Annotated in this window: 15 protein-coding genes; 2 read left to right on the top strand and 13 right to left on the bottom strand. The window is 61.5% G+C overall.

What is annotated here, in order from left to right; all coding sequences use genetic code 11:
- Positions 1–2: 2 nt before the first annotated feature.
- The 12 genes from J2X15_RS02245 to J2X15_RS02190 form a co-directional block, all read right to left on the bottom strand.
- Positions 3–1,115 (bottom strand): enoyl-CoA hydratase/isomerase family protein, encoded by a 1,113-nt coding sequence (locus J2X15_RS02245; RefSeq protein ID WP_310339071.1) that lies wholly within the window; start codon positions 1,113–1,115, stop codon positions 3–5.
- On the bottom strand, positions 1,112–1,984 hold the full coding sequence (locus J2X15_RS02240; RefSeq protein ID WP_310339069.1) for a DMT family transporter: 873 nt from the start codon (positions 1,982–1,984) through the stop codon (positions 1,112–1,114). The genes J2X15_RS02245 and J2X15_RS02240 overlap by 4 nt, the downstream gene beginning before the upstream one ends.
- Positions 1,985–2,063: 79 nt before the next feature.
- Complete coding sequence (typA, locus tag J2X15_RS02235) at positions 2,064–3,887, bottom strand: translational GTPase TypA (protein ID WP_310339067.1); 1,824 nt, start codon at positions 3,885–3,887, stop codon at positions 2,064–2,066.
- 14 nt (positions 3,888–3,901) lie between these two features.
- The gene (gene truB / locus J2X15_RS02230) at positions 3,902–4,903 is read right to left on the bottom strand and encodes a tRNA pseudouridine(55) synthase TruB (protein ID WP_310339066.1); all 1,002 of its coding nucleotides are present in this window, start codon (positions 4,901–4,903) and stop codon (positions 3,902–3,904) included.
- Positions 4,904–4,907: 4 nt separating this feature from the next.
- On the bottom strand, positions 4,908–5,279 hold the full coding sequence (rbfA, locus tag J2X15_RS02225; RefSeq protein WP_310339065.1) for a 30S ribosome-binding factor RbfA: 372 nt from the start codon (positions 5,277–5,279) through the stop codon (positions 4,908–4,910).
- A 12-nt stretch (positions 5,280–5,291) separates the two neighbouring features.
- A complete protein-coding gene (gene infB / locus J2X15_RS02220) occupies positions 5,292–8,156 on the bottom strand; it encodes a translation initiation factor IF-2 (protein WP_310339063.1) in 2,865 nt (954 codons plus the stop codon).
- Positions 8,157–8,180: 24 nt separating this feature from the next.
- Positions 8,181–9,677, bottom strand: coding sequence for a transcription termination factor NusA (gene nusA / locus J2X15_RS02215; RefSeq protein ID WP_310339060.1), 1,497 nt, complete (start codon positions 9,675–9,677; stop codon positions 8,181–8,183).
- A gap of 78 nt (positions 9,678–9,755) precedes the next feature.
- Positions 9,756–10,349, bottom strand: a complete 594-nt coding sequence (gene rimP, locus J2X15_RS02210) for a ribosome maturation factor RimP (protein ID WP_310339058.1) — start codon at positions 10,347–10,349, stop codon at positions 9,756–9,758.
- Between the two features lie 135 nt (positions 10,350–10,484).
- Positions 10,485–12,086, bottom strand: coding sequence for an ABC transporter ATP-binding protein (locus tag J2X15_RS02205; RefSeq protein ID WP_310339056.1), 1,602 nt, complete (start codon positions 12,084–12,086; stop codon positions 10,485–10,487).
- Positions 12,083–13,126, bottom strand: a complete 1,044-nt coding sequence (locus J2X15_RS02200) for an ABC transporter permease (protein ID WP_310339055.1) — start codon at positions 13,124–13,126, stop codon at positions 12,083–12,085. Before J2X15_RS02200 ends, J2X15_RS02205 begins: the two co-directional genes overlap by 4 nt.
- A gap of 4 nt (positions 13,127–13,130) precedes the next feature.
- Positions 13,131–14,159, bottom strand: a complete 1,029-nt coding sequence (locus tag J2X15_RS02195) for an ABC transporter permease subunit (RefSeq protein ID WP_310339052.1) — start codon at positions 14,157–14,159, stop codon at positions 13,131–13,133.
- Entirely contained in the window at positions 14,159–15,964 is a 1,806-nt protein-coding gene (locus J2X15_RS02190) for an extracellular solute-binding protein (RefSeq protein ID WP_310339050.1), read from the bottom strand. Before J2X15_RS02190 ends, J2X15_RS02195 begins: the two co-directional genes overlap by 1 nt.
- Positions 15,965–16,007: 43 nt before the next feature.
- Between J2X15_RS02190 and fabI the strand changes: the two genes are divergently transcribed.
- Positions 16,008–16,796 carry an enoyl-ACP reductase FabI gene (gene fabI, locus J2X15_RS02185; protein WP_310339047.1) on the top strand — a complete coding sequence of 263 codons (789 nt, stop codon included), beginning with the start codon at positions 16,008–16,010 and terminating at the stop codon, positions 16,794–16,796.
- Positions 16,797–16,921: 125 nt separating this feature from the next.
- Here fabI and J2X15_RS02180 read toward each other — a convergent pair whose 3' ends face one another.
- Positions 16,922–19,192 (bottom strand): Orn/Lys/Arg family decarboxylase, encoded by a 2,271-nt coding sequence (locus J2X15_RS02180; protein WP_310339046.1) that lies wholly within the window; start codon positions 19,190–19,192, stop codon positions 16,922–16,924.
- 132 nt (positions 19,193–19,324) lie between these two features.
- Here J2X15_RS02180 and J2X15_RS02175 point away from each other — a divergent pair, with 132 nt between their 5' ends.
- Positions 19,325–19,750, top strand: coding sequence for an NfeD family protein (locus J2X15_RS02175; protein ID WP_310339045.1), 426 nt, complete (start codon positions 19,325–19,327; stop codon positions 19,748–19,750).
- The last annotated feature ends 10 nt before the right edge of the window (positions 19,751–19,760 follow it).

Raw genomic sequence — 19,760 nt, 5'->3', positions numbered from 1 at the left:
AGTCAGACCAGATCGCGCAAGGGGTGTGCGTGCGTCAGCCACGGGCTGTCAAAGAACGGGGCCACCATCTCGGTGGTCACGTCTTCAATACGCAACGGGTTCCAGCGTGGGGCATGGTCCTTGTCCACCGCCAGGGCCCGTATGCCCTCCACGGTTTCGCTCGTAGCGCCGGATCGGCCCAGGTGCTGCGTAAAGAAGCAATGGCGCACCATGTCGCGCTCCATGCGCAAGTCGTCTGCCAGCGTCATGCCGCGCGCACGGCGCACCTGCTCTAGCACCACATGCAGCATGAGCGGCGAGCGCTTGCGCAAGGTGGCGGCGGTGTGCTGTGCCCACTCGCTGCTATCGGCCTCCAACGCCAGTACGATCGCCAGCACGCTGTCCATGGCGAAATAGTGGTCAATTAGGCTTCTAGCCCCCGCAGAATCTGTGCGAGCAGCTCCTGAAACCATAGCAATCCAATTGTCCAGCGGGGCTGGGCCCGTCCAATCCAAGGCGGCCAACGCGTCCCAGGCTTCGGGCAACCGGGCGGATTCCACCAGTTGATCGGCCAGGCCCAAGGCCACCGCTGTGCTGCCGTCGATCACATCGCCCGTCAGTGCCAGCCACTCGCCACTGCGGCCAGGACAACGGCTCAGGAAATAGCCGCCCCCCACATCCGGGAACAGGCCAATGTTGGTCTCGGGCATCGCCATCTTGGTGTGTTCCGTCACCAGGCGGTGCGATGCGCCCTGGCTGATCCCCATGCCGCCGCCCATGACGATGCCGTCCATAAAGGCGATGTAGGGCTTGGGATAGTGGTGGATCAGGTGGTTCAGCGCGTATTCCTCAGTGAAGAAGTCTTCCAGCGCCGGGTTGCCCGCCAGGGCCGCCTGGTGAAAGAAGCGGATATCACCGCCCGCACAAAACCCTCCAAACACGCCGGCCTTGGTGCTGCCACGGATCGCCACGGCTTTCACCATGGCGTCATCCTTCCAGGCCAGGAGTGTGGCCGTCAGGCTGCGCAGCATGCCCAGGCTCAGCGCGTTGAGCGCCTTGGCACGGTTCAGTGTGATCAGGCCAACCTGGCCGCGGACTTCGGCGATCACATCGTCATTGAGTGTCAGGGCTGTCATGCGCGTTCTCTCCATCCAATCACTTCATTGACCACGAGGGCACCAATCACCAGCGCCCCGCCCAACAGCACCGAACTGCTGGGCACTTCGTTGGCACCCAACCAGGCCAGCAGAATGCCAAAAATCACTTCCAGCAGCTGCAGCAAGGAAATTTCGGGAGCTTTGAGAATCTGGGCGCAGCGTACGGCAAACACACAAGGTACTGCCAGCTGAAACACGCCCAAAAAGCCCAGCAAGGCCACGTCATGGGCACTGGCCTGCAGTGGGAAAGCCAGTGGCAGCGTCACTACAGTGGAGATGACCGCACCGACCCACACGGCGGGCATCAGGTCCACATCGTGGCCCTGGTCATGCGAATGCTGGGTCACGGTCCAGTTGGTAGCACCCGCAATCGGCACACACAGCGCAACCAGGGTGCCCAACAAGGTCACCGAGTCGAGCTGGGATGCATACATGTAGACGATGCCCACACCGGCGACCACGATGGCCACCCAGGTGCGCAGCGGCACCCGGTGGCCAATGAAGACACGCGCAATCAGCGCAGTCAGCAATGGCCCAAGTGACATGGTGACCAGCACATTGCCTACGCTGGTGAGCGTGAGCGCCACCATGAAGGCAGTGAACATCACGCTCCAGCACAAACCAGACAGCCAGAACGGCAGGCCCGCGTGACGGATCTTGTAGAACACATCCCGGCCGCGCGCAAACGGCAAGATCACCATCAAGCTGAGTACGGTGAAAAACGCCCGCCAGAAGGTGACTTCAAAGCTACGGGCGAACTCCAGATGGCGCGTGATGACACCGGCGGTGGACCACATCAGGGTCACTGCCACCATCAAAAACACGGCCCGTGTGTGGGTGAGTTTCATAAGCAACAAATAGAACTGGGGCACATGGCCCCAGTCACGAACAGACAAGGACGACGCGCAAGCGCCGTCCGCAAGCCGATTAAGAACGGCCAGCGCGCTTGCGGTCGCTTTCGGACAGGTGGCGCTTGCGCAGACGAATGGACTTGGGCGTGATTTCAACTAGCTCGTCGTCCTCGATGAATTCCACACCGTATTCCAGCGTGCATTCAATCGGGGGCGTGATCTTGATCGCGTCTTCCTTGCCGGACACACGGAAGTTGGTCAGCTGCTTGGTACGCGTGGCGTTCACCACCAGATCGTTGTCACGGCTGTGGATACCCACAATCATGCCCTCGTATACGGGGTCATTGGGCTTCACGAACATGCGGCCACGGTCGTCCAGCTTTCCCAGGGCGTAGGTAAAGATTTCACCAGCGTCCATGGAGATCAGCACGCCGTTTTTACGGCCACCGATGTCACCCTTGTGCGGCTCGTAGCTGTCAAAGATGTTGGAGATCAGGCCGGAACCACGGGTCAAGTTCAGGAATTCGTTGGAGAAACCAATCAAGCCACGTGCGGGAATGCGGTACTCCAGGCGCACACGGCCACGGCCGTCCGGCTCCATGTTGACCAGCTCGCCCTTGCGCTCGCCCAAGGCTTGCATCACGCCACCCTGGTGAATCTCTTCCACGTCTGCCGTCACCAGCTCGATAGGCTCATGCTTCTCGCCATTGATCTCGCGGAACATCACGCGGGGCTTGGACACGGCCATTTCATAGCCTTCACGGCGCATGTTTTCCAGCAGGATGGTCAGGTGCAATTCGCCACGGCCCAGCACTTCGAAGATGCCTTCTTCGTCGGTCTCGTTGACGCGCAGCGCCACGTTGTGTTGCAGTTCCTTTTGCAGGCGGTCCCAGATCTGGCGGCTGGTGACGTACTTGCCTTCGCGGCCGGCCAGCGGGCTGGTGTTCACGCAGAAATTCATGGTCAGCGTGGGCTCGTCCACCTTGAGCATGGGCAGCGGTGCGGGGTTCAGCGGGTCGGTCACCGTCACGCCGATACCCACTTCAGCAATACCGTTGATCAGCACGATCTCGCCGGGACCGGCTTCGGTGGCTTGTACGCGGTCCAGACCCTGGAAGGTCAACACCTGGTTGATACGGCCTTTGACGGATTTGCCGTCCGGACCTTCCATGACCACCACGTCCATATTGGGCTTGATGGTGCCTTGGCTGATACGGCCCACACCGATGCGGCCTACGAAGGTGGAGAAGTCCAGTGCAGAAATTTGCAGTTGCAGCGGCGCAGCGGGGTCACCCTTTTGCGAGGGCACGTGCTTGAGCACCGTGTTGAACAGGGCCGACATGTCGGGGCCCCACTGTTCACCGGGTTCGCCTTCTTCCAGCGAGGTCCAGCCGTTGATGCCCGAGGCGTACACCACGGGGAAGTCCAACTGCTCGTCGGTCGCGCCCAGCTTGTCGAACAGGTCGAACGCGGCGTTCACCACGTGCTGGGGACGCGCACCGGGCTTGTCCACCTTGTTCACCACCAAAATCGGCTTCAGGCCCAGGGCCAGCGCCTTCTTGGTCACGAAACGGGTTTGGGGCATGGGGCCTTCTTGCGCATCGATCAGCAGCACCACACCATCCACCATGGACAGCGCACGTTCCACTTCACCGCCGAAGTCCGCGTGTCCGGGGGTGTCGACGATGTTGATGTGGGTACCTTCCCAGCTCACGGCGCAGTTCTTGGCCAGAATCGTAATGCCGCGTTCTTTTTCGATCGCGTTGTTGTCCATCACGGTGTCGACCACTTTTTCGTGCTCGGCAAAGGTGCCAGACTGGCGCAGCAGTTGGTCGACCATGGTGGTCTTGCCATGATCGACGTGGGCGATGATGGCGATGTTACGGATTTGTTTACTCATGGTTCACTTTCTGCTTACGCCCCGAGGGCCAAGGTTTCATTAACTTGCTTCAAACTCTGTTCCACGGCCCCTTGCTGGGCCTGGGATTCACCGATCTCCTGCGGGCTCAGCAGCCGCACCGGAATCAACTCCCCCCCCTGCACGTGGGCCGTGCCCAGCAAAGCCCGGGGGCTTGCCGCATACACCGCCACGTGGTCCGCATCGGGCCAAGGGCCGCGCCTGCGCATTCCACTCAAAAACCGTGCCGCATTCTCGCTGTCCAGTGTGACAGGCACATGCTCTGGCAGCAGCGCATCCACCGGCAGCAGGCAGGCCAGCCGCTGGGCCTCGCTCATGGCTTCCAGCGCCTCCAGCGTGATGCACTGGGCTTCGGTGAATCCACCAGTGCGCACACGCCGCAGCGCGCTGAGGTGGGCACCACAGCCCAGGGCCTCACCGATATCCTCGCCCAGCGTGCGGATGTAGGTCCCCTTGCTGCAATCCACTACCATTTTGATAGCTGGTTGCGCAGTGTCTACGCGGGCTTCCAGCACTTTTAGTGCATAAATCGTCACATGGCGCGCAGCGCGCTCCACTTCAATCCCGGCCCTGGCGTACTCGTACAGGGCCTTGCCATCTTTCTTCAAGGCGCTGTGCATGGGTGGCACCTGGGCAATCGGCCCGGTGAACTGCTGCACCACGGCATCCAGTTGCGCGAGTGTCACCGACACAGGACGCTCACTGATCACCTCGCCCTCGGCATCCGCCGTACTGGTCTTCACGCCCAAGCGCACCACGGTTTCGTAGGCCTTGTCGGCATCCAGGTGCATCTGGCTGAATTTTGTCGCCGCGCCAAAGCACAGCGGCAACACGCCGGTGGCCAGGGGGTCCAGCGTGCCGGTATGGCCTGCCTTCTCCGCCCGCAACAGCCATTTGGCTTTCTGCAAGGCCTGGTTACTGGACAGCCCAATGGGCTTGTCCAGTAACAGCACCCCATGCACGGGGCGCCTTGCAACCCGTGCACGTGGCGCGTTCATTGTGTTAGTCCTCTTTCGCGCGCGACGACACGGCACGCGCAATCAGCGCATTCATGTCAGCCGCACGTTCCGTGGTCTGGTCAAAGATGAAATGCAGCGTGGGCACCGTATGGATGTGCAAGCGCTTGAACAGGCCGGCGCGCAGAAAGCCCGCCGCCTGGTTCAGGCCTTCGCCAGTTTCCACCGGGTTGCCTTTGAGCAAGCTGAAAAACACCTTGGCGTGGGCATAGTCCGGTGTCACTTCGACACCCTGGATGGTCACCATGCCCACCCGCGGGTCTTTGAGCTCGCGCGCGATCAGCTCGGCCAGATCCCGTTGGATCTGGTCGGCAACCTGAAAGCTGCGGTTGGGGGTGGAAGACTTTTTGCGCACCATGGGGTCTTTCGCTTACAGCGTACGGGCGATTTCCTTGACCTCGAAAAACTCCAACTGGTCGTTTTCCTTGATGTCGTTGTAGTTCTTGAGTTTGATACCGCACTCGAAGCCTTCCTTGACTTCGCGCACATCGTCCTTCATGCGCTTCAAGGAGTCCAGCTCGCCGGTGTAGATCACCACGTTGTCGCGCAACAGGCGGAAATGCGCGTTGCGGTTGACAAAACCACTGGTGACCATACAGCCCGCAACGGTACCGATCTTGGAGGCCACGAACACGGTGCGGATCTCGGCCATACCGATGATCTCTTCGCGCTTCTCGGGCGCCAGCATGCCGGACATGGCCGCTTTCAACTCATCCACGGCGTCGTAAATGATGTTGTAGTAACGGATGTCCACGCCATTGCCTTCGGCCAGCTTGCGCGCACCGGCATCGGCACGCACGTTGAAGCCGATGACGATGGCCTTGGATGCAATCGCCAGGTTGATGTCGGACTCGCTGATACCGCCCACGGCGGAGTACACCATTTGCACTTTGACTTCGTCGGTCGACAGCTTGAGCAACGATTGCGCCAACGCTTCTTGCGAACCTTGAACATCGGCCTTGACGATGATGGGCAGCATCTTGACGTCGCCACCACCAATGTCAGAGAACATGTTCTCCAGCTTGGCTGCCTGCTGCTTGGCCAGCTTGGTATTGCGGAACTTGCCAGCGCGGTACGTGGAAATTTCACGCGCACGTCGCTCGTCCGACATCACCATGAACTCGTCACCGGCTTGTGGCACTTCGGTCAGGCCCTGGATTTCCACAGGAATGGATGGTCCGGCGGTTTCGATCTTGCGACCGTTTTCGTCCAGCATGGCGCGCACACGGCCATAGGTCTGACCGGCCAGCACCACGTCGCCCGCCTTCAGCGTACCGGACTGCACCAGCACCGTGGCCACGGGGCCGCGGCCCTTGTCCAGCTTGGCTTCGATAACCAGACCCTTGGCCATGGCTTCCACCGGCGCCTTCAGTTCCAACACTTCGGCCTGCAGCAGCACCTGCTCCAGCAAGGCGTCAATGCCCATGCCGGTCTTGGAAGACACGGACACGAACGGAGAGTCACCGCCGTATTCTTCGGGCACCACTTCTTCGACCACCAGTTCCTGCTTCACGCGCTCGGGGTTGGCATCGGGTTTGTCAGACTTGGTGATAGCCACCACCAGCGGAACGCCGGCCGCTTTCGCGTGCTTGATGGCTTCCTTGGTTTGGGGCATCACACCATCGTCGGCTGCCACCACCAGAATCACAATGTCTGTCGCCTGCGCACCGCGGGCACGCATGGCGGTAAACGCCTCGTGACCCGGGGTATCCAGGAAGGACACCATGCCGCGCGGGGTTTCCACGTGGTAGGCACCAATGTGCTGGGTAATGCCACCGGCTTCGCCTGCGGCCACTTTGGCGCGGCGAATGTAATCCAGCAACGACGTCTTGCCGTGGTCGACGTGGCCCATGACGGTGACCACTGGCGCGCGTGGCAAGGACACGACGTCCTGTTGCGCCACATCGTCGTCAGTGAACGCTTCGGGATCGTCCAGCGCCGCCACCACTGCCTTGTGGCCCATTTCTTCCACCACAATCATCGCGGTGTCCTGGTCCAGCGGCTGGTTGATGGTGACCATCTGGCCCATCTTCATCAGCGACTTGATCACTTCCGATGCCTTGATGGCCATCTTGTGGGCCAGTTCGGCCACGGTGATAGTTTCAGGCACGTGCACTTCAATGACGCGGGCTTCCACCGGTGCGGCTTGCGTGTGGTCGTCGCGGTCGCGGTCGTTGCTACCACGGCGGCCACGCGGGCCACTGCGCCAGTTGCTGGAGCGTCCAGCACCGGCACCGGTGTCACCACGGGTCTTGAGTTCCTTCTTTTTGGCGGGGTCACCGGCCCAGCTGCTCGACAGCTTGGCGGATTTGACTTCCTTGCCAGCACCGGCTGCTCCACCGCCCGCAGGCGCACCGGCGGCAGGTTTGACTGGCTTGGCCACGGCAGAGCCAACGGCAGGCTTGTGTAGCGTGCCTTTGACGCCGGCAGCGGCAGGCTTGACTTCTTCGGGCTTCTTGGCGACCAGCACCTTCTTGGGTGCCGACATCATCATGCGAATGGCCGCGGCTTCAGCTTCGGCCTTGCGGCGGCGATCGCCCAGGTCCACAGCGCGGGCAGACTCTTCTTCTGCGCGTGCCTTGGATTCGGCAGCGGCGGTTTCGCGTGCTTCCACCTGCGCGGCAGCACGCGCTGCAGCAGCCTGTGCAACTTCGTCCGACGCCACGGCCACAGTCGCGGAGGCCTGGCTTTTCTTCAGGGCTTCGGCGGCGGCGTAACTGGCGGCACGTTCTTCTGCTTCGCGTTCGCGTTTTTCAGCGTCTTCACGCACACGGCGTTTTTCAGCCAAATCTTCTTCCTGGCGGCGGATCAGCTCGGCCTGGCGGCGTGCTTCTTCCTCGCGACGGGTCAGTTCGGCGTGGTCAATCGCAGGAGCGACAGATTCCGGCGTTTCGAACTCCTGCTCAGACGCTTCCGCGGGCACATCCACACCGTCTTCACGGCGAACAAAGGTGCGCTTCTTGCGCACTTCCACCTGGATGGTACGTGCCTTGCCGGTGGCGTCGGCCTGCTTGATCTCGGTGGTCTGTTTCTTCACCAAGGTAATTTTTTTGCGCTCAGGGCTGGCAGTGCCATGGCTGTTTTGTAGGAAATTCAACAGGCTGTGCTTGTCAGAGTCGGTCAGGACGTCAGAGGCCGAAGCCTTGGCGACGCCTGCCGATTTCAATTGCTCAAGCAGGGTGTCGGTCGATTTTTTGAGTTCATTGGCAAACTCGGCAACGGTCGTACTGGACATATTTTGTGTAACCTTTCATGACCATTACTCGTGAGAAGCAGCGTCATTGGTAAACCAATGTGCGCGTGCCTTCATGATCAGGGCCTTGGCTTCGTCCGCGGACTGGCCAGTAATATCTGTAAGTTCATCCACGGCAAGGTCGGCCAATTCATCGCGGGTATGAACACCGCCATCTGCCAGTTTGCCGATCAATTCGGAAGTGAGTCCATCGAGGTCGCGCAGGTCTTGGGACACTTCGTCCACGCTCTCTTCATGGGCGATTTCCATGGTCAACAGCGCATCCTTGGCGCGGTTGCGCAGCTCGTGCACGGTGTCTTCGTCGAAGCTCTCGATTTCCAGCATTTCCTGCAGCGGCACATAGGCCACTTCTTCCAGGCTGGTGAAACCTTCGGCGATCAGGATGTCGGCGATTTCCTCGTCCACATCCAGTTTTTCCATGAACAGCTTGCGGCCCGAGTCGGTCTCGTTGGCCTGCTTCTGTGCCGACTCGGCGGCGTCCATGATGTTGATCTTCCAGCCTGTAAGCTCAGAGGCCAGGCGCACGTTTTGGCCGCCACGGCCAATCGCAATCGCCAGGTTTTCCTCGTCGACCACCACGTCCATGGCATGGCGCTCTTCGTCCACCACGATGGACGACACGTTGGCAGGCGCCAAGGCACCAATCACGAACTGGGCAGGATCTTCACTCCACAGCACAATGTCCACGCGCTCGCCGGCCAGCTCGTTGGTGACCGCATTCACGCGGGTACCACGCACGCCGACACAGGTGCCGATGGGGTCGACGCGCTTGTCATGCGACAGCACGGCGATCTTGGCACGCGAACCGGAGTCACGGGCGCAGGATTTGATCTCCAGCAGGCCTTGTTCGATTTCGGGCACTTCCTGGCGGAACAGCTCGATCATGAATTCGGGCGCCGAGCGCGACAGCACGATGGGGGCGCCACGCAGTGTCAGGTCCACTTCCATGATCATGGCGCGCACACGGTCGCCGGTGCGCAGGTTCTCCTTGGCGATCATCTCGCTGCGGCGCAGGCGGCCTTCGACACGGCCGGACTCGACAATGATGTCGCCCTTGTCCATGCGCTTGACGGTGCCCACGAAGATCTTTTCACCACGCGACATGAAATCGTTGAGCAGCATTTCGCGCTCGGCGTCACGGATCTTTTGCAGGATGACCTGTTTGGCGGCCATAGCACCGATACGGCCGATAGGCACGGAGGCCACGGACTCTTCGATGTACTCGTCCACTTCGATGTCCGCGATCTGTTCTTTGGCTTCGAACAGCAGAATTTCCTGGTCAGGCAGTTGCAGGCCGGCTTCATCGGGGACCACATGCCAGCGGCGGAAGGTCTCGTAGTTGCCGCTGTCACGGTCCAGAGCGACGCGGATATCCACTTCGCCGGGGTACAGCTTTTTGGTGGCTTGGGCCAGGGCTGCTTCCACAGCGCCCAACACCACGTCACGTTCCACGTTTTTCTCTCGGGAAATTGCTTCCACCAGCATTAACAGTTCGCGATTCATGCCATGACTCTCCTGAACACTCTAATCAATACAAAACCAAAATTCGGATGGGTGCCTGCAGCCGCTGAGCCCGGCCACTCACTCGACCAGACCGGCGTTGCCGCGGCCCTTGAAACTCACAATCGGTGCCAGCCGCGCGTCACGCAGCTCGTCCAACGTGAAACCCAGCGCCTGCATCGGCGGGGGCACCCGTTTTTTGCTAATCTTCTGGCCGGGCTTGGGCTCGGGCGCATCGCTCCAGACGATTTGCCAGCCCACGGTGCCGTCGGCCGCCACCACACGCTCCAGCGTGCCGCGAAACTTCTTCCGGTTGGCATTGACCTGGCCATTGGCCGCTGCCCCCATGGGCGCCTTGAGGGTGACGTCAATGATCTGACCCGCAAAGCGCTCGAAATCCTGTGTGTGTCGCAGCGGACGGTCAATACCCGGCGAGGACACCTCGAGCCGCTTGTATTCCGCGCCGTCCACTTCCAAAGCAAACTGCAACTGTCGTGTAACTTTTTCGCAGTCTTCCACGTTGACAAACTGCTCTACAGAAACTTGCCCTTCCACGGGCGCGGTCCAGGGCAAATCGATGGTGATGCGCAGCAAGCCTCCGGCGGAGCGTTCGATCTCCACCAGGTCATATCCCAGTCCTGCTACGGTTTGTTCAACGATTTCCTGTAATGCCACGTCTGTAAAGCCTGCCTGAATGCGCGAGTGAAAAACAATCGACCAAAAAAAACGGGCGGTAGTTACCCGCCCGTTTGGTCGTGAGCTTTGGATTATACCCACAAAGCTGCAGGAAGACCCTTGATCCGTAAGGAATTATTCGGCTGCTGCCAGCAGCGTGCGGGTGTAGCCGTGTTGGGGCGCGTCCAACACCTGTTCCACGCCGCCACTTTCCACAATATGCCCGCCTTGCATAACCACCACATGGTGCGCCATGGCCCGGATCACGGCCACATCGTGGGTGATTAGCAGGTAGGCCAGGCCGCGTTCGGCCTGCAGGCGCTGCAGCAGTTGCAGGATTTGCTGGGCCATGGTCACGTCCAGCGCGCTGGTGGGTTCGTCCAGCACCAGCACCCGCGGCTGCACGATCAGCGCCCGGGCAATGGCAATACGCTGGCGCTGGCCGCCGGAGAACTGGTGCGGGTAGCGCTCCAGCAGGCCGGGGAACTGCGCGTCCGTCAGGCCCACGGCCTCCAGCGCCTCGATCACCTGGCTGCGGCGGGCGGCGGTGTCCAGATGTGGTGCGTGCACCAACAGTCCCTCCCCCACGATTTCCTCCACCGTCAGGCGGGGCGACAGCGACGAAAAGGGGTCTTGGAACACCACTTGCAGCCCTTTGCGCAGGGCCTGGTCCGCAGCGGCGCCCTGCCCCCAGGCCTGACCTAGCACCGACAAACGGCCCGAAAAGCGCTGCAAACCCAGCGCTGCGAGCGCCAGCGTGGATTTACCAGAACCGGACTCGCCCACCACACCCAGCGTCTGGCCGGCGGGCACGGCAAAGTCAGCGCCCTGTACGGCCACAAACTCGCCCGACCGGAACCAGCCCTTCACGCCGCCCAGCGGCACCGGGTAGCCCACGCGCACGGCCTGCCCCTGCAGCAGCACCTCGGCACCCGGCTGAGCCGGCAGCACGTGGCGGCTAGGCCGGCTGTCCAGCAGGCGGCGGGTGTAGGCGTGCTGTGGCTGGGCAAACACCTCGGCCACAGTGCCGTGTTCCACGATATGGCCGGACTCCATCACCGCCACCCGGTCGGCAAACTGGCGCACCAGGTTCAGGTCGTGGGTGATCAACAGCACGGCCATGCCGTGCTTGTGCTGCAACTGGTCCAGCAAATCCAAAATCTGGCGGCGCACCGTGACGTCCAGCGCGGTGGTGGGCTCGTCGGCCAACAGCAATTTGGGTTTGCAAGCCAGCGCCATGGCAATCATGGCCCGCTGGCGCTGGCCACCCGAGAGCTGGTGCGGGTAGGCCTTGAAGCGCCGTGCGGGTTCGGAAATGCCCGTATCCGCTATCAATTCAATAGCTGCTCGCGCAGATTCTGCGGGGGACAGACCCCGTTTTAGCTGCAATATCTCGGCAATCTGCTCGCCAATGGTCAGCACCGGATTCAGGGCCGTCATGGGCTCCTGAAAGATCATGGCGATGTCCTGCCCGCGGATGGCGCGCAGCTGGCGCTCCGGCAGGCCCAGCAGGTTGACCGGCTCGGCCACACCAAACCGGGCACTGCCCTGCACCTGCGCGCCCTGGGCCAGGCCCAGCAGGCTCAGCGCGGTGACGGTTTTACCCGAACCGGATTCACCCACCAACGCCAGCTTTTCGCCGGGCTGGATCTGAAAGTCCACCCCGTGCACCACCTCTCGCCCATCAAAGGCGATGTGCAGGCCACGTACATCCAACAGAGGCGGTGTGGCGCTCATGTGTCCTGCTTTCGGGGGTCCAACGCATCGCGCAGGGCATCACCCATCAGGGTCAGCAGCAGCAGCGTGACAACCAGCACGCCAAAAGTGGAGAGCGATATCCACCAGGCGTCGATATTGTTTTTGCCCTGCGAGAGCAATTCACCCAGCGACGGTGTGCCAGGTGGCACGCCCAGGCCGAGAAAGTCCAGCGAGGTGAGCGCCAAGATGGCGCCGCTCATGCGGAACGGCAAAAACGTGACCACAGGCGTCAGGCTGTTGGGCAGCACATGGCGCGTGATGATTTTCCAGTTGGACACGCCCAGCGCGCGGGCGGCACGCACGTAATCCAGTTGGCGGTTGCGCAGGAATTCGGCGCGCACATAGTCGGACAGGCCCATCCAGCCAAATAGGCTTAGCAGCACGAGCAGCAGCGCAATGCTGGGCGCGAACACGGCACTGAAAATGATGAGCAGGTACAGCTCGGGCATGGCGCCCCAGACCTCAATGAAACGTTGGAAGGCCAGATCGGTCTTGCCGCCGAAGAAACCCTGGATGGCGCCCGTGACCACGCCCAGCACCACGCCCGTGAACGTCAATGCCAGCGCAAACAGCACACTCACGCGGAAGCCGTAGATCAGTTGCGCCAGCAAATCCCGGCCCCGGTCGTCCGTCCCGAACCAGTTGGCGCGGCTGGGTGGCGCCGGGTTGGGCGCAGGGGCAAAGTAGTTCAGCGTCTTGGGGCCGTAGGTATTGGGCGCAAACAACGCCCAGTTGCCGGGCTCGGCCAGGCGCTGCTGGATAAACGGGTCCAGGTAGTCGGTGGGCGTGGCAAAGTCGCCGCCAAAGGTGGTCTCGGGGTAGTCGCGCACCATGGGCCAGTAGATCTGGCCTTGGTAGACCACCACCAGTGGCCGGTCGTTGGACACGAGCTCGGCCGCGAGGCTGATGAGCACCAGTGCACAAAAAATTAGCAGGCTGGCAAAGCCCAGACGGTTGCGCCGGAAGCGCTGCCAGGCGCGGCGGCTGGGGCTTTGGCTGTGGGCGGGGCGGGTGGGCATGGTCTCAGTCAAAGGTGACACGGGGGTCCACCCAGGCGTAGCAGAGGTCGGAAATCAGCTTGGTGACCAAGCCAATCAGCGTGAAGAGGTAGAGCGTGCCCATGACCACGGGGTAGTCGCGGCGAATCACGCTCTCGTAGCTGAGCAGGCCCATGCCATCCAGAGAAAACTGGGTTTCAATGAGCAAGGCCCCGGTGAAAAAAGCGCCTACAAAGGCGGCCGGGAAGCCCGTGATGATGGGGATCAGCGCGTTGCGAAAGATATGCGTCCACAGCACCTGGCCTTCCGACAGGCCCTTGGCGCGTGCAGTCACCACATACTGCTTGCGGATTTCTTCCAGAAACGCGTTCTTGGTCAGCATGGCGGTGACAGCAAAGCTGCCCAGCACCATGGCCGTGACTGGCAGCGTGATGTGCCAGAGGTAATCGGTGATGCGGGCGCCCCAGGACAGGGTTTCCCAATTGGAAGACGTTAGTCCACGCAGCGGAAACCATTGCAGCTGCCCGCCAAAAATCACCAGCAGCGCCACGCCCAGCACAAACCCGGGAATCGCATAACCCACCAGCACCAGCAACGAGGTGACCAGGTCGAACCGTGAGCCTGCACGCACGGCCTTGGCCACGCCCAGCGGCACGGCGATCAGGTAGCTGATGAAGAAGGTCCACAGCCCCAGGCTCATGGACACGGGCAGCTTTTCCCAGACCAATGCGGACACGTCTTTGTTGTGAAAAAAGCTCTTGCCCAGATCGAACTTGGCGAACTGCACCAGCATCTGCCAAAAGCGTTCTGGGGCGGGCTTGTCAAAACCGTAGAGTGCCTTGGCCTGTGCAATGCGTTTGGGGTCCACGCCCTGGGCGCCGCGGTAGCTTAGGCCACCGCCATCGGCCCCGGTACCCGCGCCGGCCTTGGCCTCAGCCAGGTACTGCTCCACCGGGCCGCCGGGCACAAACTGGATGACCACAAAAGTCAACAGCAGCACGCCCAAGAGCGTGGGCAGCATCAGGGCGAGGCGTTTAAGAGAGTAAAGAAACATTATTTGGCCCACCACAGGTCGATGGCCCAACCCTCGCCTTGGGCGTAGGGCGGCATCTGGGCGGGCTTGTCCAGGCGCCAGGCGTTGTAGGCCAGCCGGTGTGTGCCGGCGGACCACTGGGGCACCAGGATGTGGCTGTGCATGATGACGCGGTCCAACGCACGGCAGGCGGGCACCAGATCTTGCTTGCGCTTGGCGCCGGTGATGCCGGCCACCAAGGCGTCCACCGCCGGGTTCTTGATACCGCTGAAATTGCCCGAATCTTCGGTATCGGCAGCCTTGCTGCCAAACAGGTCGGCGTATTCCTGGCCCGGGTTGTGCGTGCCGCCGTAGGCGATGGAGGTGATGTCGAACTCGAACTTCTGCAGGCGTTGTTGGTACAGCGCAAAGTCGACCGGGCGGAAGTTGAGCTTGACGCCAATCTTCTCCAAATTACGCACCCAGGGCGCCACGGTACGGACTCCGGTTTCCGCGCTGTCCAGGTACTCCAGCTCAAACGCCTCGCCCTTGGCGTTGCGCAGTGCGCCGTCGCGGTACTCCCAGCCCGCTTCCTTGAGCAGCTTTTGCGCTTGGCGCAGGTTGTCGCGCAGCGTGCTGCTGCCATCAGTACGCGGCGGAACGGCCATGGGGCCAAACACGGCAGACGGCAATTGGGCGCGCCAGGGCTCCAACAGCGCCAGTTCTTCGGCCGAGGGTTCGCCGGTGGCCTGGCAGTCGGTGTTGCCAAATAGGTCTTGCACGCGCTGGTAGGCGCCGTAAAACATCTGGCGGTTCATCCACTCGTAGTCCAGCGCCAGGCCCAGCGCCTGGCGTACGCGCACGTCTTTGAGTTTGTCGCGGCGGGTGTTGAGCACATAACTCTGGAAACCCGTGGGCAGGCGGTGCTTGAATTCGGCTTTGACGAGCTCACCACTGTCGAACTTGCGGCCATTGACGCGGCGCGCCCAGTCACCCGCCGAAAAGAAGCGCATGAGGTCGAACTCGCCGGCCTTCAGCGCTTCCAGGCGTGCCGTGTTGTCCTTGTAGATCTTGACGACGATGCGGTCAAAGTTGGCGCTGCCGCGGCGCACGTTCAGGTCGCGGGCCCAGTAGTTGGGGTCGCGCACATAGGTGATGTCCTTGCCAAACACCACAGTGCCGATCTTGTAGGGCCCGCTGCCAATCGGGATGTCCATCACCACCTGGTCAAACGGCTTGGCCTTGCCCCCTTCTTCACCCCAGCGGTGGCTGAACACCGGCAGGCCGCCCACGGTCAGTGGCAGCTCGCGGTTGGGTTTCTTGAAGCGGTAGCGCACCGTGGTGGCGTCCAGCACATCGATGCCCGCCACATCGTCCAGCAGGCTTTTGTACGCGGGCGAGGTGAAAGGACCGACCAACGTGTCATAGCTGTGTTTCACATCACGCGCCAGCACCGGGTCACCGTTGTGAAAACGCGCTTCCTTGCGCAAGCGAAAGGTAGCGCTCAGGCCATCGGCTGCCACGCTCACGTCTTCAGCCAGCAGGCCATACCCGGCTGCGGTTTCGTCCAGGGAGCCGACCAGCAGTGTGTCGAACATCAGGCCACTCAGGTAGGCCGGCGCCGTGCCTTTGATGGTGAAGGGGTTGTACTTGTCGAAGGTGGAGACACGCAGGTTGCTCACCAGGCGCAACTCGCCACCCTTGGGCGCGTTGCCGTTGGCGTAATCGAACTGGGCAAAACCGGCCGGGTACTTGAGGTCGCCCCACAACGCATAGCCGTGTGCCGCCCACACACTCGAGGTCCACACACTGCCCAACGCCAACAACCAGCCCACCAAAATTCGCATGCGACAATTCTGCACTAGACCAAGCATTTTTCACGAGGACGATATGGGCTTTTTAGCTGGCAAGAAATTGTTGATTACCGGTGTGTTATCGAACCGCTCTATTGCGTACGGCATCGCCAAGGCCTGCAAGGCACAGGGTGCGGAGCTGGCCTTCAGCTACGTGGGCGAGCGCTTCAAGGACCGCATCACCGAGTTCGCGGCCGACTTTGATTCCAAGCTGATCTTTGATTGCGACGTGGGTGACGACGCCCAGATCGCCAAGCTGTTCACCGACCTGTCGGCCCATTGGCCCACGTTCGACGGCTTTGTGCATAGCATTGGCTTTGCCCCCCGCGAAGCGATTGCCGGCAACTTTCTGGATGGCCTGACGCGTGAGAATTTCAAGATCGCGCACGACATCAGCGCCTACAGCTTCCCTGCCATGGCCAAGGCCGCCCTGCCCTACCTGAACGATAAGGCCGCGCTACTGACCCTGACCTACCTGGGCGCCGAACGCATCATCCCCAACTACAACACCATGGGCCTAGCCAAAGCCAGCCTGGAAGCCAGCGTGCGCTACCTGGCCGAAGCCGTGGGTCCCAAGGGGATTCGTGTCAACGGCATCAGCGCCGGCCCCATCAAGACCCTGGCCGCCAGCGGCATCAAGGACTTCGGCAAGCTGCTGCACACGGTGGCCGATGCGTCACCGATTCGCCGCAATGTGACGATTGAGGACGTGGGCAATGTGGCGGCGTTTTTGCTGAGCGACCTGGCCGGTGGCGTGACCGCCGAGATCACCTATGTGGACGGCGGCTACAGCCAGACCATGGGCGTGACCACCGATCTGGCCTGATTTCAAGCCAAATAGGCCTCTAGCCCGCGTAAAACCTGCGCGAGCAGCTCCTAAAAGAATAGCGCCAGTGCAGACCGCACTGGCGCTATTTTTGGTTCTGCCGACATATGCCGACCCGTGCTGGCTTAGGCCTTCACGCAATCGGCGTAGTAGTGCACCTTGCCGTCCTCGCCCACCTCGTCCACCAGGCCGTGCACATCGGTCTCAAAGCCGGGGCACTGCGCATTGAACTCGCGGGAGAACTTCAGGTAGTCCACCACTTTCTTGTTGAACACTTCACCGGGAATCAGCAAAGGAATACCGGGCGGGTACGGTGTGACCATGCCCACCGACACGCGGCCTTCCAGGTGGTCGATCTCCACGCGTTCGGTCTTGCGCAGCGCAATGTGGGCGTAGGCGTCGCTGGGCTTCATGGCCGGCGTCAGGTCGCTCAGGTAGACCTCGGTGGTCAGGCGGGCGATATCGAACTTGGCGTAGAGCTGGTGGATGTGCTGGCACAGGTCGGCCAGGCCCATCTTTTCGTAGCGCGGGTACTTCTGCACAAACTCGGGCAGCACGCGCCACATGGGCTGGTTCTTCGCGTAATCGTCCTTGAACTGTTGCAGTGCGGTCAGCATGCTGTTCCATCGGCCCTTGGTGATGCCGATGGTGAACATGATGAAGAAGCTGTACAGGCCGGTCTTCTCCACCACCACGCCGTGTTCGGACAAGAACTTGGTCACGATGGAGGCGGGAATGCCGGTCTTGGCGAACTTGCCGTTCAGGTCCAGACCCGGCGTCACGATGGTGGACTTGATCGGGTCCAGCATGTTGAAGCCACTGGCCAGCTTGCCAAAGCCATGCCAGTTAGCCTTGGCGCTCTTGCTTTCACCCTTGATCACCCAGTCACTGGCCTTGCCAATGCCTTCGTCGGCCAGGTGGTCGGGGCCCCAGACCTTGAACCACCAGTCGTCGCCGTACTCTTCGTCCACCTTGCGCATGGCACGGCGGAAGTCCAGCGCCTCGGCAATGCTTTCTTCCACCAACGCGGTGCCACCGGGTGGCTCCATCATGGCGGCCGCTACATCGCAGCTGGCAATGATGCTGTACTGCGGGCTGGTGCTGGTGTGCATCAGGTAGGCCTCGTTGAAGAGGTGCTTGTCCAGCTTGACGGTTTGCGAATCCTGCACCAGCACATGACTGGCCTGGCTGATACCGGCCAACAGCTTGTGGATGGACTGGGTGCTGTACACCACGGCCTCTTTGGGGCGCGCGCGGTTCTTGCCCATGGCGTGGTAGGTGCCATAGAACGGGTGAAAGGCCGCGTGTGGCAACCAGGCTTCGTCAAAGTGGATGTTCTCCACATAGCCATCCAGCATGCTCTTGATGGTCTCGGTGTTGTAGAGCACGCCGTCGTAGGTGCTTTGCGTCAGCGTCAGGATGCGCGGCTTCACCGTCTTGGGGTTCACGCCCTTGAGCAGCGGGTTGGCCTTGATCTTGGCCTGGATGGTAGCCGGCTCAAACTCGCTTTGCGGGATCGGGCCGATGATGCCGAAGTGGTTGCGCGTGGGCTTCAAAAACACCGGGATGGCCCCGGTCATGATGATGGCGTGCAGGTTGGACTTGTGGCAGTTGCGGTCCACGATTACCACGTCGCCCGGTGCCACGGTGTGGTGCCACACCATCTTATTGCTGGTGGAGGTGCCGTTGGTCACGAAGAAGCAGTGGTCGGCATTGAAAATGCGCGCCGCGTTGCGCTCCGACGCGCCAATGGCGCCGTTGTGGTCCAGCAGTTGGCCCAACTCTTCCACCGCGTTGCACACGTCGGCGCGCAGCATGTTTTCGCCATAGAACTGGTGGTACATCTGGCCCACTGGGCTCTTCAAGAACGCCACGCCGCCGGAGTGACCCGGGCAATGCCAGCTGTAGGAGCCGTCTTCGGCGTAGTCCAGCAGGGCCTTGAAGAATGGCGGTTGCACGCCCTCCAGATACCCCTTGGCCTCACGGATGATGTGGCGTGCCACGAACTCGGGCGTGTCCTCAAACATGTGGATGAAGCCGTGCAGCTCGCGCAGGATGTCGTTGGGGATGTGGCGGCTGGTCTTGGTCTCGCCGTACACATAGATGGGCACATCCAGGTTCTTGCGGCGCACTTCTTCAATGAAATGGCGCAGGTTCAGCACCGCGGGGTCCAGGTCCGGGCCGGGAGTGAATTCTTCGTCGTCAATGGACAGAATGAAAGCACTGGCACGCGACTGCTGCTGGGCAAATTGCGAGAGATCGCCGTAGCTGGTCACCCCCAGCACCTCAAAGCCTTCCGTTTCGATGGCCTGGGCCAGGGCACGGATGCCCAAGCCTGACGTGTTTTCCGAGCGGAAATCTTCGTCAATGATGATGATGGGAAAGCGAAACTTCATCGAATGGCTCCAACGGGCGGGCTAAAAATGCAAAACAGGCGCGAAGTGTAAGGACTTCTGGCGACAACGTCGTGGCGCCGTCGCGCATTTGGCCCACAATGTGGCGTCATCAATACAAAGGAGGCCTCCCCCATGTCAGAACCCACCCTCTGGTGGCTGGTCACAGGCGCCATCGTCGCGGCCGAGCTGCTGACCGGTACGTTTTACCTGCTGATGCTGGCCCTTGGTACCGCCGCGGCGGCCCTGGCCGCCCACGGCGGCGCCAACACTACCGTTCAAATCGTGGTCGCGGCCCTGGTGGGTGGCGGAGCCGTGGTGGCCTGGCACCTCAAACGCCCGTCTGGCCGGGCCGAGTTGCCCGCCCAAGCCAACCCCAATGTCAATATGGACATCGGCGAAACTGTGCAGATCGCCGCCTGGAATCCGGACGGCACTGCCAGCGTGCAGTACCGGGGTGCCAACTGGACCGCCATGCACCGCACCGGCATCACGCCCAGTGCCGGTGCACACCGGGTGTCAGAAGTCGTGGGCAACCGCCTTTTGGTCGACAAAGCTTAAACAGGAACCC

The organism is Rhodoferax saidenbachensis (genome assembly GCF_031457975.1).
Classification (GTDB): Bacteria; Pseudomonadota; Gammaproteobacteria; order Burkholderiales; family Burkholderiaceae_C; genus Allorhodoferax; species Allorhodoferax saidenbachensis_A.
The sequence above is the reverse complement of the archived record's forward strand: the minus strand, read 5'-3'. Positions and strand labels throughout refer to the sequence as shown.